A 23,180-nucleotide genomic window follows, 5' to 3' on the forward strand; every position below is an offset into this window, starting at 1 on the left:
CCCCGACCCCTCCCACGGGTCGCGTGCGACGTCCCTGATCGCCGCAAGGAGCCGCACCTGTGAGCAGCGCCGACCACACCCCGGCCGAAATCGTGTCCATCGAAGGCCCCGAAGCCGGCCCGAGCGACAACGTCGCCCTGCGTGCCGACATCCGCCGCCTCGGTGACCTCCTCGGCGAGACCCTCGTCCGCCAGGAAGGTCAGGAGCTGCTCGACCTCGTCGAGCGGGTACGCGCCCTGACCCGCTCCGACGGCGAAGCCGCCGCCCGGCTCCTCGGCGACACCGACCTGGCCACCGCCGCCAAGCTGGTGCGCGCCTTCTCCACGTACTTCCACCTCGCGAACGTCACCGAGCAGGTCCACCGCGGCCGGGAGCTCGGCGCCCGGCGCGCCGCCGAGGGCAGCATCCTCGCCCGCACCGCCGACATGCTGAAGGACGCCGACCCCGAGCACCTGCGCGCCACCGCCCGCAACCTCGGCGTCCGCCCCGTCTTCACCGCGCACCCCACCGAGGCCGCCCGCCGCTCCGTCCTCACCAAGCTCCGCAAGGTCGCCGAGCTGCTGGACAGCCCCGACGCCGAGCGCCGCCGCGCCGACCTCCGGCTCGCCGAGAACATCGACCTCATCTGGCAGACCGACGAGCTGCGCGTCGCCCGCCCCGAGCCCACCGACGAGGCCCGCAACGCCATCTACTACCTCGACGAGCTGGGCCGCGGCGCCGTCGGCGACGTCCTGGAGGACCTCGCCGCCGAGCTGGAGCGGGCCGGCACCGAGCTGCCCGCCGGCACCCGCCCGCTCACCTTCGGCACCTGGATCGGCGGCGACCGCGACGGCAACCCCAACGTCACCCCCCAGGTCACCTGGGACGTCCTGCTCCTCCAGCACGAGCACGGCATCACCGACGCCCTGGAGCACGTCGACGAGCTGCGCGGCGCCCTGTCCAACTCCATCCGCAACTGCGGCGCCACCGACGAACTGCTCGCCTCCCTCCAGCACGACCTGGACCTCCTCCCGGAGATCAGCCCCCGCTACAAGCGGCTGAACAGCGAGGAGCCCTACCGCCTCAAGGCCACCTGCATCCGGCAGAAGCTCCTCAACACCCGCGAGCGCCTCGCCGGCGACACCCCCCACGTCCCCGGCCGCGACTACCTCGGCACCACCGAGCTCCTCGACGACCTCGCCCTCATCCAGAACTCGCTGCGCGAACACCGCGGCGGCCTGGTCGCCGACGGCCGCCTGGAGCGCACCCTGCGCACCATCGCCGCCTTCGGCCTGCAGCTGGCCACCATGGACGTCCGCGAGCACGCCGACGCCCACCACCACGCCCTCGGCCAGCTCTTCGACCGCCTCGGCGAGGAATCCTGGCGCTACGTGGACATGCCGCGCGACTACCGCCGCAAGCTCCTCGCCAAGGAACTGCGCTCCCGCCGCCCGCTGGCCCCCACCCCCGCCCCCCTCGACGAGGCCGGCGCCAAGACCCTCGGCGTCTTCCGCACCATCCTCAAGGCCAAGGACACCTTCGGCCCCGAGGTCATCGAGTCCTACATCATCTCCATGTGCGCCGGCTCCGACGATGTCTTCGCCGCCGCCGTCCTCGCCCGCGAGGCCGGACTCATCGACCTGCACGCCGGCTGGGCCAAGGTCGGCATCGTGCCGCTCCTGGAGACCACCGACGAGCTGAAGATCGCCGACCAGCTCCTCGACGAGATGCTCGCCGACCCCTCCTACCGGCGCCTGGTCGCCCTCCGCGGCGACGTCCAGGAGGTCATGCTCGGCTACTCCGACTCCTCCAAGTTCGGCGGCATCACCACCTCCCAGTGGGAGATCCACCGCGCCCAGCGCCTGCTGCGCGACGTCGCCCACCGGCACGGCGTCCGGCTGCGCCTCTTCCACGGCCGCGGCGGCACCGTCGGCCGCGGCGGCGGCCCCTCCCACGACGCGATCCTCGCCCAGCCCTACGGCACCCTCGAAGGCGAGATCAAGGTCACCGAGCAGGGCGAGGTCATCTCCGACAAGTACCTGGTGCCTTCGCTGGCGCGGGAGAACCTGGAGCTGACGGTCGCCGCCACCCTCCAGGCCTCCGCCCTGCACACCGAGCCCCGGCAGTCCGACGAGGCGCTGGCCCGCTGGGACGCGGCCATGGAGAAGGTCTCCGACGCGGCCCACGGCGCCTACCGCCGCCTCGTCGAGGACCCGGACCTGCCCGCCTACTTCTTCGCGTCCACCCCCGTCGACCAGCTCGCCGAACTCCACCTCGGCTCCCGGCCCTCGCGCCGCCCCGACTCCGGCGCGGGCCTCGACGGACTGCGCGCCATCCCGTGGGTCTTCGGCTGGACCCAGTCCCGCCAGATCGTCCCCGGCTGGTTCGGCGTCGGCACCGGCCTCAAGGCCGCCCGCGAGGCGGGACTCGACAGCGTCCTCGACGAGATGCACGAGTACTGGCACTTCTTCCGCAACTTCCTGTCCAACGTCACCATGACGCTGGCCAAGACCGACCTGCGGATCGCCCAGCACTACGTCGACACCCTCGTCCCCGACGAGCTCAAGCACGTCTTCGACCACATCAAGGCCGAACACGAACTCACCGTCGCCGAGGTCCTGCGGATCACCGGGGAGAAGGAACTCCTCGACTCCAACGACGTCCTCAAGCAGACCTTCCACATCCGCGACGCCTACCTGGACCCGATCTCCTACCTCCAGGTCTCGCTGCTGCACCGCCAGCGCACCGCCGCCGAACGCGGCGAGGAAGCCGACCCGGTCCTCGCCCGCGCCCTGCTGCTCACCGTCAACGGCGTCGCCGCCGGACTCCGCAACACCGGCTGACCCACCCCGGCACCACACACGACGGCGGCCCGCCCTCCACCAAGGAGGACGGGCCGCCGCCGTATCAGCCCTACAACGCCGCGAACGCCGCGCCCAGCAACACCGCCCCCAACAACCCCATCACCCACGCCGTACGCCGCAACCGCATCCCCCCGGCCACCACCAGCGCCGCCAGCAACAACGACCCCGCGAACGGCACCCACGCATGCAGAATCCCGGCCGCCCCCGTCCGCACCGCATGCGTCGTCCCCGGCTTGACCGTCACCTCGACCCGCGCACCCCGGTCCACCGACCCCTGCGCGACCGACACCTTCGCCAGCCGCCGGCCCTCACCCGCCGACGGCACATACGGACCCGTGCACCGCTCACCCGCACACGCCGACACCGTCATCACCCCGCGCCCCCGCGCCTTGACGAGCATCGCGTACTGCGCCGTCTGCCACGACGTCCACACCCCCGCCACCAGCAGCAGCAACGCCAGCAGACCCATCAACCCGGCCCTGGCGACCAGCAGCATCCCAAAGGCACTCTCACCGGCCCGCCGGGTACGACTGCGTCTGACCGAACGGGTGCGCGTACTGCTTCTGGCCATGGCGGCGATCCTTGGCCATCCACCATCACCCGGTCAACCTCCGGAAACGGTTCGTCAGAGCCTGACCCCCGCTGCCCCATTCAGGAGTTGTACGTGGTCTGCGCCCTTTCCAGACCATCCACGATCAACGTCTCCACCGCATCCGCCGCACGGTCCACGAAGTAATCCAGCTCCCGCCGCTCCGCCCCCGAGAAATCCTTCAGCACGAAATCCGCCACCTGCATACGACCCGGCGGACGCCCGATCCCGAACCGCACCCGGTGATACTCCGCACCCAGCGACTTCGTGATCGACTTCAGACCGTTGTGCCCGTTGTCGCCACCACCCAGCTTCAGTCGCAGCGCACCGTAATCAATATCCAACTCATCGTGAATCGCCACGATGTTGCCCACCGGCACCTTGTAGAAATCCCGCAACGCCGTCGTCGGCCCACCCGACAGATTCATGAAAGTCATCGGCTTCGCCACCACCACACGACGACCCGAAGGACCCGGCGGACCACAACGCCCCTCCACCACCTGCGCCCGCGCCTTGTGCGACTTGAAGCGGCCCCCCATCCGCTCCGCCAGCAAATCCGCCACCATGAATCCCACATTGTGGCGATTACGCGCGTACTCCGGGCCCGGATTACCCAGCCCCACCACCAGCCACGGATCAGCGTCCGCCATGTCAGCAACTCCCACATCCGCCGGCCACACCCGCCGGCCCCGACCGCAACTGCCCATGAAACAGCCCAACCGCCACCCCGCACCCAAAGGCGCGCGGCAGCGGCTGGACCACTCGCTGAGAAAACGCCTCAGCGAAAAGCGACTCAGGCCTCGGCGCCTTCGCCCTCACCCTCGGCGGCCTCCTCGGCCGGAGCCTCGGCCTGCGCCGCGACAACCTGCAGCACCACGGCGTCGTCCTCGACGGACAGCGCGGAACCCGACGGCAGGGCGATGTCCTTGGCCAGCACCGAAGCGCCCGCCTCCAGGCCCTCGACGGACACCGTGACCGACTCCGGGATGTGGGTGGCCTCGGCCTCGATCGGCAGCGCGTTCAGCACGTGCTCCAGGACGTGCTGGCCCGGGGCCAGGTCACCCTCGACGTGGATCGGCACCTCGACGGAGACCTTCTCGCCCTTCTTCACGGCCAGGAAGTCCACGTGCACCAGGAACTGGCGGATCGCCTCACGCTGCACGGCCTTGGGGATGACCAGCTCGCTCTTGCCGTCGAAGTCCAGACGGATCAGGGCGTTCGGCGTCTTCAGCGCCATCATCAGCGCGTGGTTGTGGATCGCCACGTGCTGCGGCTCCTCGCCGTGGCCGTAGATGACCGCGGGAACCAGGTCGGCGCGACGCGCACGACGCGCGGCACCCTTGCCGAAGTCGGTACGGACCTGGGCGGTGAGCTTGACCTCAGCCATGACTGCACTCCTCGTAACTCAGAAACATCCGGTGGGCGTCACCCGGCCCACGACAGACCTGCTACGAAGAGCGCGTCGATAACGGACAGCCACCACAAAAGGGCGGCCTCCCTCGCCGAGCAACTCCACGAGTCTACCCGGCCGGAAGGCCGCCCCAAAGTCGATCAGCGCCGGACTACCTCACAGGCCCGCCCGGCGCCCGCACTCACTGCTCCTCGAAGAGGCTCGTCACCGAACCGTCCTCGAACACCTCACGGATCGCCCGGGCGATCGTCGGCGCCATCGACAGCACCGTGATCTTGTCCAGCTCCAGCTCCGAAGGCGTCGGCAGCGTGTTCGTGAACACGAACTCACTCACCTTCGAGTTCTTCAGCCGGTCCGCGGCCGGACCCGACAGCACACCGTGCGTCGCCGTCACGATCACATCCGAGGCACCGTTCGCGAACAGCGCGTCCGCCGCCGCACAGATCGTGCCACCCGTGTCGATCATGTCGTCGACCAGGACACACACCCGGTCCTTCACATCACCGACGACCTCGTGCACCGTGACCTGGTTCGCCACGTCCTTGTCCCGCCGCTTGTGCACGATCGCCAGCGGCGCACCCAGACGGTCACACCAACGGTCCGCCACCCGCACGCGGCCCGCGTCCGGCGACACCACCGTCAGCTTCTCCCGGTCCACCTTCGCGCCCACGTAGTCCGCCAGGACCGGCAGCGCGAAAAGATGATCCACCGGACCGTCGAAGAAGCCCATGATCTGGTCCGTGTGCAGATCCACCGTCACCACACGGTCCGCACCCGCCGTCTTCATCAGGTCCGCGATCAGCCGCGCCGAAATCGGCTCACGGCCACGGTGCTTCTTGTCCTGACGCGCATAGCCGTAGAACGGCACCACGACCGTGATGCTCCGGGCCGACGCCCGCTTCAGCGCATCAATCATGATCAGCTGTTCCATGATCCACTTATTGATCGGAGCCGTGTGGCTCTGAATCAAAAAGCAATCCGCGCCACGCGCCGACTCCTGATAGCGGACATAGATCTCACCGTTGGCGAAGTCAAAAGCCTTCGTCGGGACCAGGCCCACACCCAGCTGATGCGCGACCTCCTCCGCCAGCTCGGGGTGGGCGCGGCCGGAGAAGAGCATCAGCTTCTTCTCGCCGGTCGTCTTGATCCCGGTCACAGCAAATCTCCTCGAATCACAGTTTGCGTGCGCTCAACAAAGGTACGCCCCGCACGGCGCACCCCTTGCACGATCACCGCTCGCCCTCGGAATCCTGGCGAGCAGCCGAAGCCGCCTGCGCGGCGGCGCTTCCAGGCCGCTTACGCGCGACCCAACCCTCGATATTCCGCTGCTGGCCACGCGCGACCGCCAGCGAACCCGGGGGCACATCCTTGGTGATAACCGAGCCCGCCGCCGTATAAGCGCCGTCCCCGACAGTGACCGGAGCCACAAACATGTTGTCCGACCCCGTCTTGCAATGCGACCCGACCGTCGTGTGGTGCTTCGCCTCACCGTCGTAGTTCACAAAGACACTCGCCGCGCCGATATTGGTGAACTCACCAATCGTCGCATCCCCCACATACGACAGATGCGGCACCTTCGTGCCCGCACCGATCGACGCGTTCTTCATCTCCACATACGTGCCGGCCTTCGACTTCGGACCAAGATCGGTCCCCGGACGCAGATACGCGTACGGCCCGACATTCGCCCCCTCGCCGACACGCGCACCCTCGGCCACCGTGAACGACAGCACCGCGCCCGCACCCACCGACGTGTCCGACACCCGCGAATGCGGACCCACCTCGGCACCCGCCGCCACATGCGTCACACCCAGCAGCTGCGTCCCCGGGTGCACCGTCGCGTCCGGCTCGAACGTCACCGACACATCCACCCACGTCGACGCCGGGTCCACCACCGTCACACCGGCCAGCATCGCCCGCTCCAGCAACCGCTCGTTCAGCAGCCGCCGCGCCTCCGCCAGCTGCACCCGGTTGTTGATCCCCAGAATCTCCCGGTGATCACCGGCCACCGCCGCACCGACCCGGTGCCCGGCCTCCCGCACGATCCCCAGCACATCCGTCAGGTACTCCTCGCCCTGACTGTTGTCCGTACGCACCTTGCCCAGCGCATCGACCAGCAGCCGCCCGTCGAAAGCGAACACCCCGGAATTGATCTCCCGGATCGCCCGCTGCGCCACACTCGCGTCCTTGTGCTCGACGATCGCGGTCACCGCGCCCGAGCTCTCGTCCCGCACGATCCGCCCGTAACCCGTCGCATCCGGGACCTCGGCCGACAGCACCGTCACCGCGTTGCCGTCCGCGGCATGCGTGTCCCCGAGCAGCCGCAGCGTCTCCCCGGTCAGCAGCGGAGTGTCACCACAGACGACGATCACCGTGCCGTCCACGGCCACACCGCTCTGGCTCAGCTCCTCCAGCGCCGTACGCACCGCGTGACCGGTGCCGTTCTGCTCGTGCTGCACCGCGGTGCGCACACCGGGGTCGATCTCGGAGAGGTGCGCCTGGACCTGCTCACGGGCGTGGCCGACGACCACGACGAGATGCTCGGGGTCCAGCTCACGGGAGGCGGCGACGACATGGCCGACGAGGGACCGGCCGGAGAGGGTGTGCAGGACCTTTGGGGTGGCCGACTTCATGCGGGTTCCCTCACCCGCTGCGAGAACGACGACGGCTGCCGGGCGGTTGGCGCTCACGGGGATGCCCTTCGGCTTCTTGGCTACTTCGGGTGGTGGTCACCCGAAGGATACCGGTGCGTATAGCAGCCGAAACGCGGGCGGGTCCTGACGTGGTGGTCAGGACCCGGATATTCGCCCGTTGTGCATGTGCTCCCCCACGAGGATTCGAACCTCGACCGACGACACCAAAAGACGTTGTGCTGCCCTTACACCATGGGGGAGGGTACTGTCAAGCAATCCGGCTTTCGTCAGCTCGGCTGCTTGGCACCCAACACTATGCCGTACCACCAGCCTTCGATGCGACGGTATAGCTCCGCACTTTGTAGCACCCGGATCACCAGACGGTCGCGGTAGCCCTCTCTGACGTTCTTGCGTGTGGTCTTGGGGTTGCCCAGTAGAGGGTGGCCCCGGCGAGGAGGAGCTCCCGGTCCGACAGGGCGCCGACCTCCCGGGTGGCCGCGCTCTTCGTTTCCCTGCGCTCCCTGTCCCGTACCGCCAGCTCGTGTTCCCAGCGCTTTTCGCGGGCGATCCGCGCCTGCTCCGCCGGGGTGCGACGTGGAGGCGGCTTCGGCAGGTCCCGTACCCACAGGGAGATCGAGCTCTTCGAGCAGCCCAGTTCGAGCTGGATCTGGTCGTAGGTCAGGCCCTGGCCGCGCAGTTCGCGGGCGCGGGCGCGGAGGTCGTCCCTGGCGTTGGGGCGGCGGGTCCAGTCGGGGGCGGGGGTGCCGTCGAGGAGGCGGTTGAGGAGGTCGTTGTTGTGGACGTGGAGGCGGTCGCGGATCTGGCGGCGGCTGAGGCCGGCCCGGCGCAGGGCGACGGCCTGGGGGCGTAAGGACTCGTAGTCGGGGTGTTCCCGGTGGGTGTGCGGCATGGGGGCAGGTTGTCGCGTGCGGGCGTGCGGGCGTGCGGAGGTGTCGAAAGTGTGGGCGATTCAATAGTTCGAGGGAAAACCCGCGGTAAGGGCTGGTAAGGGGTCTGGTCTGTGGCCCATTAGGGGTCGGGGCTTGGGGGGTGGGCGCCCGTAGGCTGGTCGGTATGACCGCAACGGGGGCAAGCGAAGGTGTGGGCGCGCGGGGTGCGCCGGTGAGCGGGCCGTGGTGGTGGGCCCGGCGGCGGAGTGCCGTGCTGGACGTGGGTCTGGCGGCGGCTTCCACGGTGGAGTGTGTCGTCGAGGGGGCGCGGTTCGCCGACGGGGCGCAGTTGCCGCAGCTGGTCGGGGTGCTGCTGGGTCTGCTGGTGGGGCCGGTGCTGTTGTTGCGCCGGCGTCGGCCGGTGGTGGTGGTGCTGGTCTCGATCGCGGTGACTCCGGCGGTGATGGGCGGGCTGCTGAGCACGGTGGGGCTGTACACGCTCGCCGCGTCGGATGTGCCGCGCCGGATCACGGCGTTGCTGGCGTCGATGACGGCGGCGGGGACGCTGGTGACGACGTTCCTCAGCCTGCGGCAGGACGTGGCGGCGCAGGAGGACTTCCAGCCGCCGGGGTGGCTGATCCCGGCGATGTCGTTGGCGCTGGGGCTGGTGCTGACGGCGCCGCCGGTGTTGTGGGGGCTGTATGTGGGGGCTCGCCGGCGGCTCGTGGAGAGTCTGCGGGAGCGGGCGGACGGTCTGGAGCGGGAGCTGTCGTTGCTGGCGGACCGGGCCGAGGAGCGGGCGGAGTGGGCCCGTAACGAGGAGCGGACGCGGATCGCGCGGGAGATGCATGACGTGGTCGCGCACCGGGTGAGTCTGATGGTGGTGCATGCGGCGGCGTTGCAGGCGGTGGCGCTGAAGGACCCGGAGAAGGCGTCGAAGAACGCGGGGCTGGTCGGCGACATGGGGCGGCAGGCGCTGACGGAGCTGCGGGAGATGCTCGGGGTGTTGCGTACGGCGGATGCGGCGGCGGCGCGGGGCGACGGGGCGTCGGGTGCGCCGGAGCGGCTGGCGGCGGTGGCGTCGCGGGCGGGGGCGACGGTGCGGGCGCGGCCGTCGGAGCCGTTCGCCGGTGAGGGTGTGGTGGAGTCGTCGGAGGCGGCCGGGGAGCCGGTGCCGGCTGCCGGTGAGGGGGATTCCGAGGGGCCGCATCTGGCGGAGCTGGCGGATCTGGTGGGTCAGTCGCGGGCGGCCGGGATGGTCGTGGAGCTGTCAGTGGACGGGGTGGCGGAGGGGGCGCCGGCCGGGCGGCGGTATGCGCCTCCGGTGGAGCGGACCGTCTACCGGGTGGTGCAGGAGGCTCTGACGAATGTGCACAAGCACGCGCCGGGGGCGCGGGCGCGGGTGCGGCTGGCGCACCGGGAGGGTGAGCTGGCGGTGCAGGTGGAGAACGGTCCGTGTGAGGGCGGGGCGGCGGATGCGGGGCTGCCGAGTGGCGGCAACGGTCTGGTGGGCATGCGGGAGCGGGTGACCGCTCTGGGGGGTGTCTTCGTGTCGGGGCCGACGGATGCCGGTGGTTTCCGGGTCTCGGCGGTTCTCCCGGCTCCCGCCGAGGCCGCCTGACGTACACCGGCAGGAAGGGCGCCGGGGCGGCGGTTCAGTCTGTCTCCGGCCCGGCCACTCCCAGTCGTAGTGGCCGGTTTCCCAGGACGAGTGTGCCCAGTGCGCTGTCGATGTCGGGTCCGAGGTACCAGTCGCCGGTGTGGTCGAGGCTGTAGATCCGGCCTTCGGTGTCGATGGCGAGGGTGGCCTGGGTGAAGGTGGCGCCGTCGTGGTCGGTGAGTTCTTCGCGGCCGAGGGGGGCGACGTCGGTTTCCAGGGCGCGGCCGAGGTCGCCGAGGGTGCGGGCGAGGTGGAGTCCGTGGAGGGGGTCGAGGGTGAAGGGGGTGGGGGCGATGTGGCGGCCGGGGCCGGGGCCGGTGATGTGGAGTGCGCCGAATTCGGCCCAGGCCTCGACGGCGGCGGGGAAGACGGTGTGGCGGTGGCCGGCGGGGGAGGTGTGGGCGCGGAGGGTGTCGGCCCAGTGTTCGGCCTGCTTTATGTCCCAGCGGCCGGGGTGCCAGCCGGCTTCCTGGAGGGCGACGTCGACGGCGGCGGGGAAGCGGGTCGAGTCGGTCCGGTCGTGGGCGGGGGTGCGGGGGCCGGGGGTGGTGGGCGGCATGGTGGCGGTCAGCTTCCTGTGGGCGTGGTGCCGCTGATGGGCATGACGCCGAAGTGGGCGAGGAGGGCGTCGCAGGAGCGGCAGGGTGGGGCGTAGCTGCCGTGCTGGGGGTCGCCGTCCTCGCGGATGTGGCGGGTGGTGAGTTTGGAGTGTTTGAGGGAGCGGCGGGCTTCGCCGTTGGTGAGGGGTTTGCGGGAGGCGCGTTTGCCGCGGTTGGACTCGACGGCGGTGAGGTGGCGGGAGAGCAGGACGGCTTCGGGGCAGCGTCCGGTGAAACGTTCGCGCTGTGCGGTGGGGAGGGTGTCGAGGAAGTCCTGGACGAGGGGGTGCAGGGCGGGGGGCTGTTCGGCCTTGCCGGCGGTACAGGTGAGGGTTTGTCCGCGTACTGACAGGGCGGCGGCGACGGTGGGGAGGATGCCGTCGCGGCGCTGGCGGAGGGCGGGTGCGCGATGGGTGTCGGCGGTGCCGCTCCAGCCGATGCGGGGGTCGCCGGCGCTTGAGTTGTGGTGGCGTGCAGTCGTGCTCATGGTGGTGCTTTCCCTCCCCGAATCCCCGTGGTACTGGGGGCCCCTCGCCGTAGGTGGGGGAGGGTCAGCCTGCCAAATGTGCTGGGTCTTGCGGTAGTCGGTGGGGCTGCCGGTGATCTTACGGCGGGCTGACGGGGCGTCGGTCGCGGGGTATCGGGGCTGGTGGGCGGGGTGGTGCGCGGGGGGCTCGGGGGTGGTGTGGCGGTGGGTGACGCCGGTGTGTCGCGGGGCTGACGGGCGGGGACGGGGGAGGGGGGAGGGCGTGGCGGTACGGCTTAGGCTGTGCTGCAAAGCCAGCTTCAGCCAGGGGGCACGCGCGATGACGACAGGTCGGCAAGGGCTGGGGGCACTCCCCGGCCCCCAGGCGGCGGGGCATGCCGCGCCACCGAATTCGGCCTATGCCGGGCAGGTCGTACATTTTCCCGATCCGGTGCGCGCGGCGCGCTACCCCGCCGGGGTGCGGATGGACGAACGGGGTTTCCCGGAGTTCTCGCCGTATGCGCGCGCGGCGGCGGAGATCGCCGAGCCGCCGGAGGGTTTCGGCGTCGACGAACTGCGGCTGACGGACTATGTGTCGGCGAACGCGGCCCTGCACGCGCAGGGGCACGAGCTGTGGATAGACGTGCCGGCGGTGGCGACGCCGCACGGCTGGACCTGGCACCACGTGGCCGACACCCGGCGGATGGAGCTGATCCCGGTCGAGGTGAAGGCGCTGCTGCGGCATCACGGCGGGCTGGCGACGGCCGCCGTGGCGCACGACAAGCGGGGGACCCGGCCGCTGCAGGAGACCCGGCCGGCGCACTTCGGGCTTCCGCACCGTGATCTGTCGGTGGGTGAGGAGCAGTTGGCCCAGGCCGAGGAGGCGCTGGGCTACCGGCTGCCGGGCGCCTACCGGTCGTTCCTGAAGGCGGCGGGCGGCTGTGCCCCGGTGGGTGCCGCGCTGGACGCGGAGTTGGGGCTGCTGGTCGACCAGCCGTTCTTCACGGTGCGCGACGACGCGGCGGTCAACGATCTGCTCTATGTGAACAAGTGCCTGCGGGACCACTTCACCAAGGACTATCTGGGTGTGGCGTTCGTACAGGGCGGGGTGGTCGCGGTGAAGGTGCGCGGTGAGGCGCTCGGTTCGGTGTGGTTCTGTCCGTACGACGATGCCCGGGACCAGGACGGGTGGACGGTGCAGGAGCGGGTCGAGCGGCTGCTGTTGCCGTGCGGCGCGGACTTCGATGACTTCCTGCAGCGGCTGGCGGGCAATCCGCCGGAGCTGGAGACGGTGGCGGATCTGATGGTCGACGGTGGCTTCGCGTACGCGGTCGCGGTGGGGGGTTGAGCGCGGTGGTGACGTTCGCACAGGCGCAGGAGCGCGCCGAGCTGTGGGTGAACGGCGAGGTGGCGCCGGCGCTCCACCGTGAGGTGCGGGTGCGGGAGTTCGATCTGGGCTTCGTGGCCTGGGCGGAGGACCGGGAGGGCGGGCCGACGACCGATGGCGGCCGGGCCCGGCTGGTGATCGCGCGGGACAGCGGGGAGACGACGCTGTGGCCGGGGCTGCCGGTGGGTGAGGTGATCCGGCGTTACGAGGAGGAGTACGGCGCTTCCGTGGACGCCGGGCGCGGTGCGGCCGAGGCGCCGCCGCAGCGGATCGATCTGGAGGCCACGTCGTTCCTGCTGACGCCGCCGGAGTGGCTGCAGGAGGCGGCGGACGCGCGGCGGGCGGTGGAGCAGCGGGGCGCGGAGGCAGCGGCTCCGGCCGCGCCGCCGCCTGTTCCCGGGCCCGTGGCGGCGGAGGCGCCGGTGTCGGACGCCTGGGCCGAGGTGAGCGTCAACGGCACGGACGGCGGGGCCGCGCAGAGCGGTGCGCAGGTGGGTCCGGGGGCGGGCGCCTCCGGGGTGCCGGAGCCGTGGGCCGGGGCGGACACGACCTCCGGTGCGGGGGGCGAGGACCGTTCGGTGGGGCTGCCCGCGACGGTGTTCGCGCCGCCGCTGGCCGGTTTCGACGAGGCGGACGAGGCGCCCGCGCCGCGGGCCCGGCCGGACGCCAAGACCGAACTTCTTCAGGGCGGCAGCCAGTTGCCGCACACCCAGGTCGCGCCCGCGCTGGACGGGCCGGAGGACGGGGCCCGGCCCGGCGCCGGTGCGCTGCCGCCGCCGATGCCGCCCGTGCCGCCGGCCGCCGCGGGGCTGCCGGATCTGCCGCCGCCGTCCGGTGCGCCGGTCACCGAGGTGCCGCCCCCGCCGGGTGCCGCCGTGGCCGGGCCGGGTGTGCCGCCTCTCGGGGCGCCGCCCGCCCCGCCCGTGGGCGACGGGATGCATGCCGCGGCGACCATGCTGGCCGACGGCTCCGCGCTGCCCGGCAACGCCGCCGGGGGTCCGCCCCCGCCGCCCCCCGTGCCCGGTCCGCCGGCGACGGGCGGGGACGGTGGGCAGCAGGCCGCGGAGGCCGGCGGGCCCGCGGCGTCCGGTGCGCCGGCCGGCGGGTATGTGCCGACGCAGATGGTCTCGCAACTGGACGCGGCGGAGGTGGATCTCAGCGCGGTGGACGGGCCGGAGGCATCGGGCGGGGCCGGTGCGTCCGGTTCCGGTGGTCCGGGTGCCGGCGGGGTGCACGCGGCCGCGACCATGCTGGCCGACGGTGCGGCCGTGCAGGCGGCCGGGCTCGCGAACGCCGGGGGGCCGGGCGGTGCCGCCGGTGGCCCCGGGGTGCCGCCGCCGCCCGCGCCGCCCGGTGTGCCGGGCGTGCCCAAGCCGCCCGGCCCGCCCGGGGTACCCGCGGACGGCCGGAACTCCGGCGGCCAGGGCGGTCCGCCCCCGCCCCCGCCCCCGCCGCCTGCCCCGCCCGCCCCGCCCGCCACGGGCGGCCCCGGTGGCGGGGTGCATGCCGCGGCGACGATGCTGGCCGACGGCGCGTCCGTGCAGGCGGCCGGCGTCGGCGGTGCCGGTGGACCCGGCGCGGCCGGCGGTCCGGGTGCTCCCGGCGTGCCGCCGGCGGCCGGCCCCACGCCGCCGCCCGGTCCCCAGCAGGGGCCGCCCGGTGCGCCGGGCCCCGGCGGCACGGGCGCGTACGGCTATCCGCAGCCGCCCGGCGGCCTGCCGACGGTCGGTCCGGGCTATATGGCGGTGCTGAGCTACCGCGCGCCGGACGGGTCCGAGCAGAAGATCGTGCGCCGTTCCGCGCCCGGTACGCCACATCCGGAGTGGCAGCTGCTGCACGAGCTGCGGGCGATGAACATCCCGCCGCAGCAGGTGCTGGAGCTGCACACCGAGCTGGAGTGCTGTGATCTGCCGGGCGGCTACTGCGCCCGGATGATCCGGGACAACTGGCCGCAGGTGCGGATCAGCCACACCGCCGCGTACGGCCGCGACCACGCCTCGCGCCAGCAGGGCGTCCGGCATCTGGTCGAGCACCAGGGTGAGTTGCACCAGGTCGCGGACGGTCCGGCGCGGCCGGCGCCGGTGCGGGTGCCGTTGCCGCACCCGTCGCAGGTGCAGCCGGTGCCGCCGGCGCCCCCGCAGGTGATCGGGCAGGAGCTGGAGCAGGCGTTCGGTCCGCAGGCCCTGTTCCGGTTCGACCAGCGGGCGGTCTCCCGGCAGGGGGTGCCCGACGTGGTGGCGCAGATGCTGGTGTGGGCCGGGCTGCCGGTCGACTTCGGGCCGTTCTTCTGGGCGCAGGCGCAGCCGCACCGTCCGGTGCCGACGCTGGCGGAGCTGGCGGCGGAGCGGATGGTGCAGCCGGCCGCGGACGCCGGTTCGTATCTGGTGATGGGCAACGACTTCGGCCGTCAGCTGTGTGTGCAGTACGGGACCGCGCACATCGTGGCGGTGCCGATGGAGGCCGGTCCCGGCGGCCAGCCGGCGACGCCGCAGTTCGTGAACTCGGGGCTGCCGGAGTTCACGCGCTGTCTGGCGATGCTGGGGCGGATGTGGCGGCTGCGGTACGGGCTGACGCCCGAGCAGGCGGGCCGGTGGACCGTCGACTTCCAGGCGCAGCTGGTCGCGCTGGACCCGCCCGCGCTGGGGTCGCCGGAGACCTGGTGGTCGGTGCTGCTCGAACAGATGTGGGACGGGCTGCTGTAGCGGTGCGTCACCGGCCCGGGGGCGGTGCCCGCCGGGCCGGTGCGGGGCGCTCGACCTGCGGAACGGGCCGGGCACGCCGACCATGCGTATATGGGCCGTCCGATACCCCCGTTGTCGCAGGCGTCGTCGACGACGCTGTACCGGGCAGGGCGCCCGCGGTGGTGGCACCGCGGGCGGACGGGCGGGCCGCCGCGCCGGCCGCGGCGCCGGCGCCGCTGGGCGTGGTTCACCTGGACCCTGGTGGTGCTGCTGGTGCTGGTCGCCCTGGTGTGTGCGGGCGGGGCCTGGCTGTACGTCTCGACGGGGCGGCAGTTGCAGCATGTGGACGCGCTGGCCGACTACCCGGGCCGGCCGGCCGCGGGCAAGGGCACGAACTGGCTGCTGGTCGGCACCGACAGCCGTACCGCGCTGACCCCGCAGCAGCGCGCGGAGCTGCACGTCGGCAACAACGAGGTGCAGAACACCGACACGATCATGGTGCTGCACTCCGGGGAGCACGGCCCCACGCTGGTCAGCCTGCCGCGCGACAGCTACGTCCCGATACCGGGCCACGGCAGCCGGAAGATCAACGAGGCGTACGCGGACGGCGGGCCGAAGCTGCTCACCCGAACGGTGGAGCAGGCGACCGGGCTGCGGATCGACCGCTACGCCGAGGTGAACTTCCTGGGGTTCGTGCAGGTCGTGGACGCGCTGGACGGGGTGCGGCTGTGTCTGGACGCCCCGCTCAAGGACGAGAAGTCGGGCGCGGACTTCGCGGCCGGCTGTCATCGGATGAACGGGGCCGAGGCGCTGGCGTTCGTCCGGGCGCGGTACGCCGACCCGGAGGGTGACCTCGGACGGGTGAAGCGCCAGCGGCAGCTGCTGGGTGCGGTGGCGGACGAGATGGCCGCCCCGTCGGTGCTGCTCGATCCGGACCGGCTGACGCGGGTGCGGGACGCCTCGCTGGCGGCGCTGCTGGTGGACGACGGCGCGGATGTGGCGCGGCTGCTGGATATGGGCTGGTCGATGAAGCAGATCGCCGGGGGCGGCGGCACGGCGACGACGGTTCCGGTGCAACGGCCCGGGGTGATGGTCAGTGGTGTCGGCTCGGTGCTTCCGTGGGACGAGAACGGGGCGGGGGAGTTGTTCCGGGCGCTGCGCCACGACGAGCCGATTCCGACTTCTGGCACCAAATAACGCATCCTGGTGGGGTGGATGGGGTGAAGTGCCGCGACGGTGCGATGCCGCACCGATCCCCAGGGAAGCGCGCGTAACGCCACAGTGCTGCACACAACCATGCGAACGGCGCGGAGGGCTGCGGGTCGCCCGGCGGCCGTGCGCGGCGGAGAGGGGCTTGAGGGATGAGTGCATCGGTTTCGCCTCACGGGTTCGAGACCGTACGAGGGCGCGGCTACCGTCCGGAGGACGTGGACCGCCGTGTCGAGGGAATCTCGGTCGACCGCGACTCCTGCTGGGAGCGCGCCGCGCGGCTCACGGTCCTGTCCAACGAGATGGCGGCCGAGCTGGCGGAACTGCAGGCCCATGTGGCGCAGTTGCCGCCGCAGACGTATGTCTCGCTCGGCAGCGAGGCCCGGCTGATCCTGACGACCGCGGAGTCCGAGGCGGCGCGGCTGCGGGCCGAGGCGCAGCAGGCGGACGAGGAGATCCGGGAGGCGGCCGCGGCCTACGCGGACGAGGTCAGGGAGGCGGCCGACAAGGAGGCGTACGCGCGGCGCGGGGAGGCGGAGACGCTGGCCCGGCGCACGGGGGAGGCGGCGCGGGGCGAGGCCGCCGAACTGGCGGCCGTGGCCGCCGAGGACGACAAGAAGCTGCGGGAGGAGGCGGCCGCGGAGCTGGCCGAGGTGCGCCGGCGCACCGCGCAGCTGCTGCGCGACCAGGAGCAGCGGCAGACCGAGGAGTGGGACGGGGCCGGGCGGGACATCGCGGAGCGGGAGGCGCAGACGGACCGGCTGGTCGCGGAGCTGGACGCGCGCGCGAAGGCCGCCCGCGCCGACAGTGAGCGGCTGTACGCGGAGGCCGAGGAGGCCGCCCGGCACCGCCAGGAGGACGCCGAGGACCGTGCCGCCGGTCTGCTGGCGCAGGGGCACGCCGAGGTGGAGCGCATCGAGCGCACCACGGCGCGGGTCCTGCGGGAGCACGACGCGGAGCGCGACGAGGTCCGCACCCATATGACCCATGTGCGCAACAGCCTGGCCGCGCTCACCGGGAAGGCACCGGTGGCGGACGAGGACGACGCCGCGGAGCCGGGGAGCGGCGGACCGGAATCCGGCGGTGCGGCCGGCCCCGACGAGGAGGACACCCTGGAGACCCAGCTGCCCCGCGCGGGCGGCGGCGCCAAGGGCTGACCGTACGGGCGCCGACGGGCGTTGCCCGCCCGCTCAGGTCCCGCCCGGCCCGCTCTCGCCGGTGCCCGTGCCGCCGGCTTCCGTGTGCACCGGGAAGCGGCGCGGCGCCAGCAGCAGGGCGAGCAGCGCGAGTCCGGCGGCCGCGGCGGCGCCCGCGTAGACGTGGTCGACGGTGGTGTCGACGGCCCGGCGGAGGTAGTCGGTGGCCTGCGCGGTCAGGCCGCCGGCGTGTTCCAGCGCGCGCGAGACCGCGTCGAGGTCGCCGGGCAGGCCGGGGCGGATGTCCGAAGGGGCCTGCGCGAGGCGGTCGTTGAGGGTGGCGTTGGCGAGGGCGCCGAAGAGCGCGGCGCCGAGGGACTGGCCGACCTGACGGCAGAAGAGTATGGAGGCGGTGGCGGTGCCGCGCTCCTGGTAGCCGACGGAGGACTGGACGCCGATGATCAGCGGGAGCTGGGAGAGGCCGAGGGCCGCGCCGAGCGCCAGCATGAGCAGGGCGGGCTGCCAGGCCGCGCCGGGGTAGGGCAGCAGCAGGAAGGAGAGCAGCACCAGGCAGGCCGCGCCCATGCCGAGCATCGAGCAGGTCCGGATGCCGACCCGGTTGTAGACATGGCTGCTGAGGGCGGCCGAGACCGGCCAGCTCAGGGTCATCACGGACAGCACGAACCCGGCGGCGGTCGGACTCAGTCCCAGCACCGACTGCGCGTACGTGGGCAGGAACACCGTCGGGGCGACCATCAGCAGGCCCAGGGCGCCCAGCGCGAGGTTGACGGCGGAGATGGTGCGGCGGCGCCAGACCCAGCCCGGAATGATCGGCTCCGCGGCCCGCCGTTCGATGAGGACGGTGAGCGCCGCGCACCCCGCGCTGCCGGCGAACAGCAGCAGGGACGGGGCGGAGAGCCAGGACCAGGCCACCCCGCCCTGGACCAGGGCGGTCAGCAGCAGCCCGCCGGTGGCGAAGATCGCCAGCGCGCCGGGCCAGTCCACCCGGGGGCGGGCGGCGGGCCCCGTACGGTCCCGCTGCGGCTCGGTGAAGTGCCGCCCGATCAGCCAGAGGGCGACCCCGCCCACCGGCACATTGACCAGGAAGATCCACCGCCAGTCGGCGTAGGTGGCGAGCAGCCCGCCCAGGGCGGGCCCGGCGACCGCCGAGGCGGCCCAGACGGTGGAGATCCTGGCCTGGATCTTGGGGCGTTCCTTCATCGGGTAGAGGTCGGCGGCGATGGTCTGGATGGTGCCCTGGAGGGCGCCGCCGCCCAGGCCCTGCACCACCCGGAAGGCGATCAGTGAGCCCATGTCCCAGGCGCCGGCGCAGGCCAGCGACCCGGCGAGGAAGAGCGCGATGCCGGTCAGCAGGACGGGCTTGCGGCCGAAGGTGTCGGAGAGCTTGCCGTAGACCGGCAGGGTCACGGTGACGGCCAGCAGATAGCCGGAGAACAGCCAGGAGAAGACCGCGAAGCCGCCGAGGTCGCCGACGATCTGCGGGATGGCGGTGGCGAGGATCGTCGAGTCGAGCGCGGCCAGCGCCATCCCGAGCATCAGGGCGGCGACGACGGGACGCGGCGGCCCACCCGCGGGTGGCGGGCCGGCCGCCCGCAGTGTGCCGCTGTCCCCGGTCCGTGGCGTGCTTCCGCTCACCGTGCCCCCTCCTGAGGTTCTTGTACGGTGCACCCTTCCATGGAGGCGGGGGCTGCGGAACCGGGCCGCCGTGGTCACGGGGGCGGGAGGGCGCCGTCCCGGGCTTCCGGCCCGGCCTGTCAGCGGGCGGGCGTACGCTTGGCAGCCCCGGCCCGTGCGACGTGTCGGGCTGCTGCGTTGTTCGCCTCGCTGGGACGGAACCTTTTCATGAGCCTGACTGGTCTGCTCGACGCCGTGGTACGGGACCCGGCGCTCGCCGAAGCGGTGCAGGCCGCGACCGACGGCCACCGCCCCCGGGTGGATCTGGTCGGCCCGCCGGCCGCCCGCCCCTTCGCGATCGCCGCGCTCGCCCGGCAGGCCGGCCGCCCGGTGCTCGCGGTGACCGCCACCGGCCGGGAGGCCGAGGACCTCGCCGCCGCCGTGCGCAGCCTGATGCCGGCCGGTGAGGACAACTCCGTCGTGGAGTTCCCGTCCTGGGAGACGCTGCCGCACGAGCGGCTCTCGCCGCGCTCGGACACCGTCGGCCGGCGCCTCGCGGTGCTGCGCCGGCTCGCCCACCCGCGCCCGGACGACCCCACCGCCGGCCCGGTCTCGGTCGTCGTCGCCCCCATCCGCTCGGTGCTGCAGCCGCAGGTCAAGGGGCTGGGCGACCTGGAGCCGGTCAGTCTGCGCACCGGCGAGACCGCCGACCTCGAAGAGATCGTCGACGGTCTGGCGGCGGCCGCCTACTCCCGGGTCGAGCTGGTCGAGAAGCGCGGCGAGTTCGCGGTCCGCGGCGGCATCCTGGACGTCTTCCCGCCCACCGAGGAGCACCCCCTGCGGGTCGAGTTCTGGGGCGACGACGTCGAGGAGATCCGCTACTTCAAGGTCGCCGACCAGCGGTCCCTGGAGGTCGCCGAGCACGGGCTGTGGGCGCCGCCGTGCCGGGAGCTGCTGCTGACCGACGAGGTGCGGGAGCGGGCGGCGGCGCTCGCCGAGGACCATCCCGAGCTGGGCGAACTCCTCGGCAAGATCGCCGAGGGGATCGCCGTCGAGGGCATGGAGTCGCTGGCTCCGGTCCTGGTGGACGACATGGAGCTGCTGCTGGACGTGCTGCCGAAGGGCTCCATGGCCGTGGTGTGCGACCCGGAGCGGGTGCGTACCCGGGCCGCCGATCTGGTGGCGACCAGCCAGGAGTTCCTCCAGGCGTCCTGGGCGGCCGCCGCGATGTCGGACGGGCCGGTGGCCGACGGGAAGGCGGCCCCGATCGATGTGGGCGCGGCCTCCCTGTGGGGCATCGCGGACGTCCGGGACCGGGCGCGTGAGCTGGGGATGCCGTGGTGGTCGGTCAGCCCCTTCGCGGCCGACGAGGACCTGGAGCCCGGCGGCGACACCCTCAAGCTGGGCATGCACGCCCCCGACACCTACCGCGGGGACACCCAGCGGGCGCTGTCCGACACCAAGCAGTGGCTCGCGGACGGCTGGCGCACGGTCTTCCTCACCGAGGCGCACGGCCCCGCGGCCCGCACGGTCGAGGTCCTCGCCGGTGAGGGCATCGCCGCCCGCCTGGACGCGGACCTCCCCGAGCTCTCCCCGTCCGTCGTCCACGTCTCCTGCAGCTCCCTCGACAACGGCTTCATCGACCCGTCGCTGCGGCTCGCCGTCCTCACCGAGACCGACCTCTCCGGCCAGAAGGCGGCCGGCAAGGACGGCGCCCGGATGCCGGCCCGCCGCCGCAAGACCATCGACCCGCTCACCCTGGAGGTGGGCGACTTCATCGTCCACGAGCAGCACGGTGTCGGCCGCTACATCGAGATGGTGCAGCGCACCGTCCAGGGCGCCACCCGCGAGTACCTCCTCGTCGAGTACGCCCCCGCCAAGCGCGGCCAGCCCGGCGACCGCCTCTACATCCCCACCGACCAGCTGGAGCAGGTCACCAAGTACGTCGGTGGCGAGGCCCCGACGCTGCACCGCCTCGGCGGCGCCGACTGGACCAAGACCAAGGCGCGCGCCAAGAAGGCGGTCAAGGAGATCGCCGCCGACCTGATCAAGCTGTACTCCGCGCGGATGGCGGCGCCCGGCCACACCTTCGGCGCGGACACCCCCTGGCAGCGCGAACTGGAGGACGCCTTCCCGTACGCGGAGACGCCCGACCAGCTCACCACCATCGCCGAGGTCAAGGAGGACATGGAGAAGTCGGTCCCGATGGACCGGCTGATCTGCGGCGACGTCGGCTACGGCAAGACCGAGATCGCGGTCCGCGCCGCCTTCAAGGCCGTCCAGGACGGCAAGCAGGTCGCCGTCCTCGTCCCCACGACGCTCCTCGTCCAGCAGCACTTCGGCACCTTCACCGAGCGCTACGGCCAGTTCCCGGTCAACGTCCGGGCGCTGTCCCGCTTCCAGACCGACACCGAGGCCAAGGCCGTCCTCGAAGGGCTGCGGGACGGCTCCGTCGACCTCGTCATCGGCACCCACCGGCTGTTCTCCTCCGAGACCAAGTTCAAGGACCTGGGCCTGGTCATCGTCGACGAGGAGCAGCGCTTCGGCGTCGAGCACAAGGAGCAGCTGAAGAAGCTCCGCGCCAACGTCGACGTCCTCACCATGTCCGCCACCCCCATCCCCCGCACCCTGGAGATGGCGGTCACCGGCATCCGCGAGATGTCGACGATCACCACGCCCCCCGAGGAACGCCACCCGGTCCTGACCTTCGTCGGCCCCTACGAGCAGAAGCAGATCGGCGCCGCCATCCGCCGTGAACTCCTGCGCGAGGGCCAGGTCTTCTACATCCACAACCGGGTGGAGTCCATCGACAAGGCCGCCGCCCGGCTCCGCGAGATCGTCCCCGAGGCCCGTATCCAGACCGCCCACGGCCAGATGGGCGAGTCGCAGCTGGAGCAGGTCGTCGTCGACTTCTGGGAGAAGAAGTTCGACGTCCTGGTCTCGACGACGATCGTCGAGTCGGGCATCGACATCTCCAACGCCAACACCCTGATCGTCGAGCGCGGCGACAACTTCGGCCTCTCCCAGCTCCACCAGCTGCGCGGCCGGGTGGGCCGCGGCCGGGAACGCGGCTACGCCTACTTCCTCTACCCGCCGGAGAAGCCGCTCACCGAGACCGCCCACGAGCGGCTGGCGACCATCGCCCAGCACACCGAGATGGGCGCCGGCATGTACGTCGCCATGAAGGACCTGGAGATCCGCGGCGCGGGCAACCTCCTCGGCGGCGAACAGTCCGGCCACATCGCCGGCGTCGGATTCGACCTCTACGTACGGATGGTGGGCGAGGCGGTCGCCGACTACCGCGCCTCCCTCGAAGGCGGCACGGAGGAGGAGCCCCCGCTCGAAGTCAAGATCGAACTCCCGGTGGACGCCCACGTCCCGCACGACTACGCGCCCGGCGAGCGGCTGCGCCTCCAGGCCTACCGCGCCATCGCCTCCGCCTCCTCGGAGGAGGACATCGCGGCCGTCCGCGAGGAACTCACCGACCGCTACGGCAAGCTGCCCGAGCCCGTCGAGAACCTCCTCCTGGTCGCCGGCCTGCGGATGCTGGCCCGCGCGTGCGGGGTCTCCGACATCACCCTCCAGGGCGCCAACGTCCGTTTCGGCCCCGTGGAGTTGCGCGAGTCCCAGGAGCTGCGCCTCAAGCGGCTCTACCCCCGTACGGTGCTCAAGCCGGCCACCCAGCAGATCCTTGTGCCGCGGCCGACGACGGGCAAAATCGGCGGCAAGCCGGTGGTTGGGCGCGAGCTGCTCGCGTGGACAGGAGAGTTCCTCTCTACGGTGTTGGGCTCTTAGCCGTTTTGGGCTCGTAGCCCCGCTTCCCACGTTGTCGGGTGGCCCGCCGTGCCTGCTTTTCGCCTTCGGCGGGGGTGGTGTTTGGGCGGGGGCCGCGGTTGTTCGTTGTGGTGCCGGGTTCGGTCCTCCGGGGCCTGTGTTGTGGACTGCTTCGCTTTACGTCCACAACACAGGCCCCTCCGGCCCGCCCCCTCCCGTCCGGATGGCGGCCCCCGCCCGGTTTCGTAGGGAAACGGATCGCAAACACCG

Annotated in this window: 15 protein-coding genes, 1 tRNA gene and 1 pseudogene; 7 read left to right on the forward strand and 10 right to left on the reverse strand. The window is 72.3% G+C overall.

The annotated features are described in order from the left end of the window. Nucleotides 1-59: 59 nt before the first annotated feature. On the forward strand, nt 60-2,822 hold the full coding sequence (gene ppc, locus ACWC9R_RS11370; RefSeq protein ID WP_450730617.1) for a phosphoenolpyruvate carboxylase: 2,763 nt from the start codon (nt 60-62) through the stop codon (nt 2,820-2,822). 70 nt (nt 2,823-2,892) lie between these two features. Here ppc and ACWC9R_RS11375 read toward each other — a convergent pair whose 3' ends face one another. The 7 genes and pseudogenes from ACWC9R_RS11375 to ACWC9R_RS11405 all read right to left on the reverse strand — a co-directional run bounded on the left by ACWC9R_RS11375 (nt 2,893) and on the right by ACWC9R_RS11405 (nt 8,383). Further along, entirely contained in the window at nt 2,893-3,414 is a 522-nt protein-coding gene (locus ACWC9R_RS11375; RefSeq protein WP_450730619.1) for a hypothetical protein, read from the reverse strand. Nucleotides 3,415-3,494: 80 nt separating this feature from the next. Beyond that, nucleotides 3,495-4,082 (reverse strand): aminoacyl-tRNA hydrolase, encoded by a 588-nt coding sequence (gene pth, locus ACWC9R_RS11380; protein WP_450730620.1) that lies wholly within the window; start codon nt 4,080-4,082, stop codon nt 3,495-3,497. A gap of 143 nt (nt 4,083-4,225) precedes the next feature. Then, nucleotides 4,226-4,819 (reverse strand): 50S ribosomal protein L25/general stress protein Ctc, encoded by a 594-nt coding sequence (locus tag ACWC9R_RS11385; RefSeq protein WP_450730622.1) that lies wholly within the window; start codon nt 4,817-4,819, stop codon nt 4,226-4,228. 205 nt (nt 4,820-5,024) lie between these two features. After that, nucleotides 5,025-5,999 carry a ribose-phosphate diphosphokinase gene (locus ACWC9R_RS11390; protein ID WP_362613350.1) on the reverse strand — a complete coding sequence of 325 codons (975 nt, stop codon included), beginning with the start codon at nt 5,997-5,999 and terminating at the stop codon, nt 5,025-5,027. A 73-nt stretch (nt 6,000-6,072) separates the two neighbouring features. Then, on the reverse strand, nt 6,073-7,530 hold the full coding sequence (gene glmU / locus ACWC9R_RS11395) for a bifunctional UDP-N-acetylglucosamine diphosphorylase/glucosamine-1-phosphate N-acetyltransferase GlmU (RefSeq protein WP_450730624.1): 1,458 nt from the start codon (nt 7,528-7,530) through the stop codon (nt 6,073-6,075). Nucleotides 7,531-7,662: 132 nt separating this feature from the next. Then, nucleotides 7,663-7,733, reverse strand: a tRNA-Gln gene (locus ACWC9R_RS11400). A 27-nt stretch (nt 7,734-7,760) separates the two neighbouring features. Then, a pseudogene (locus ACWC9R_RS11405) lies at nt 7,761-8,383 on the reverse strand (hypothetical protein). 164 nt (nt 8,384-8,547) lie between these two features. Between ACWC9R_RS11405 and ACWC9R_RS11410 the strand changes: the two are divergent. Next, the gene (locus tag ACWC9R_RS11410) at nt 8,548-9,984 is read left to right on the forward strand and encodes a sensor histidine kinase (protein ID WP_450730626.1); all 1,437 of its coding nucleotides are present in this window, start codon (nt 8,548-8,550) and stop codon (nt 9,982-9,984) included. Nucleotides 9,985-10,018: 34 nt separating this feature from the next. On the opposite strand, the gene ACWC9R_RS11415 is transcribed toward ACWC9R_RS11410, so the two are convergent. Together ACWC9R_RS11415 and ACWC9R_RS11420 are read right to left on the reverse strand one after the other, a co-directional pair. Beyond that, complete coding sequence (locus tag ACWC9R_RS11415; RefSeq protein WP_450730628.1) at nt 10,019-10,582, reverse strand: SUKH-3 domain-containing protein; 564 nt, start codon at nt 10,580-10,582, stop codon at nt 10,019-10,021. An 8-nt stretch (nt 10,583-10,590) separates the two neighbouring features. Further along, nucleotides 10,591-11,109 carry a YwqJ-related putative deaminase gene (locus ACWC9R_RS11420; RefSeq protein ID WP_450730629.1) on the reverse strand — a complete coding sequence of 173 codons (519 nt, stop codon included), beginning with the start codon at nt 11,107-11,109 and terminating at the stop codon, nt 10,591-10,593. A gap of 319 nt (nt 11,110-11,428) precedes the next feature. Here ACWC9R_RS11420 and ACWC9R_RS11425 point away from each other — a divergent pair, with 319 nt between their 5' ends. The 4 genes from ACWC9R_RS11425 to ACWC9R_RS11440 all read left to right on the forward strand — a co-directional run bounded on the left by ACWC9R_RS11425 (nt 11,429) and on the right by ACWC9R_RS11440 (nt 17,522). After that, nucleotides 11,429-12,436 carry an SMI1/KNR4 family protein gene (locus ACWC9R_RS11425; RefSeq protein ID WP_450730631.1) on the forward strand — a complete coding sequence of 336 codons (1,008 nt, stop codon included), beginning with the start codon at nt 11,429-11,431 and terminating at the stop codon, nt 12,434-12,436. A 5-nt stretch (nt 12,437-12,441) separates the two neighbouring features. Beyond that, nucleotides 12,442-15,177 carry an SUKH-4 family immunity protein gene (locus ACWC9R_RS11430; protein ID WP_450730633.1) on the forward strand — a complete coding sequence of 912 codons (2,736 nt, stop codon included), beginning with the start codon at nt 12,442-12,444 and terminating at the stop codon, nt 15,175-15,177. Between the two features lie 240 nt (nt 15,178-15,417). Beyond that, nucleotides 15,418-16,353, forward strand: a complete 936-nt coding sequence (locus ACWC9R_RS11435) for an LCP family protein (RefSeq protein ID WP_450730649.1) — start codon at nt 15,418-15,420, stop codon at nt 16,351-16,353. A gap of 230 nt (nt 16,354-16,583) precedes the next feature. Next, the gene (locus ACWC9R_RS11440; RefSeq protein ID WP_450730635.1) at nt 16,584-17,522 is read left to right on the forward strand and encodes a cellulose-binding protein; all 939 of its coding nucleotides are present in this window, start codon (nt 16,584-16,586) and stop codon (nt 17,520-17,522) included. 33 nt (nt 17,523-17,555) lie between these two features. Here the strand turns inward: ACWC9R_RS11440 and ACWC9R_RS11445 are convergent, their stop codons facing one another. Then, complete coding sequence (locus tag ACWC9R_RS11445; RefSeq protein ID WP_450730637.1) at nt 17,556-19,157, reverse strand: MFS transporter; 1,602 nt, start codon at nt 19,155-19,157, stop codon at nt 17,556-17,558. A 207-nt stretch (nt 19,158-19,364) separates the two neighbouring features. Between ACWC9R_RS11445 and mfd the strand changes: the two genes are divergently transcribed. Further along, a complete protein-coding gene (gene mfd, locus ACWC9R_RS11450) occupies nt 19,365-22,931 on the forward strand; it encodes a transcription-repair coupling factor (protein WP_450730639.1) in 3,567 nt (1,188 codons plus the stop codon). Nucleotides 22,932-23,180 lie beyond the last annotated feature (249 nt).

Source organism: Streptomyces sp. NPDC001219 (assembly GCF_053597915.1).

Excerpts from the sequence above, each read along its gene's own strand:
- mfd (WP_450730639.1), top strand. The coding sequence starts at position 19,365 with ATGAGCCTGACTGGTCTGCTCGACGCCGTGGTACGGGACCCGGCGCTC.
- ACWC9R_RS11425 (WP_450730631.1), top strand. The coding sequence starts at position 11,429 with ATGACGACAGGTCGGCAAGGGCTGGGGGCACTCCCCGGCCCCCAGGCG.
- ACWC9R_RS11415 (WP_450730628.1), bottom strand. The coding sequence starts at position 10,582 with ATGCCGCCCACCACCCCCGGCCCCCGCACCCCCGCCCACGACCGGACC.
- ACWC9R_RS11375 (WP_450730619.1), bottom strand. The coding sequence starts at position 3,414 with ATGGCCAGAAGCAGTACGCGCACCCGTTCGGTCAGACGCAGTCGTACC.
- pth (WP_450730620.1), bottom strand. The coding sequence starts at position 4,082 with ATGGCGGACGCTGATCCGTGGCTGGTGGTGGGGCTGGGTAATCCGGGC.
- ACWC9R_RS11410 (WP_450730626.1), top strand. The coding sequence starts at position 8,548 with ATGACCGCAACGGGGGCAAGCGAAGGTGTGGGCGCGCGGGGTGCGCCG.
- ACWC9R_RS11420 (WP_450730629.1), bottom strand. The coding sequence starts at position 11,109 with ATGAGCACGACTGCACGCCACCACAACTCAAGCGCCGGCGACCCCCGC.
- ACWC9R_RS11385 (WP_450730622.1), bottom strand. The coding sequence starts at position 4,819 with ATGGCTGAGGTCAAGCTCACCGCCCAGGTCCGTACCGACTTCGGCAAG.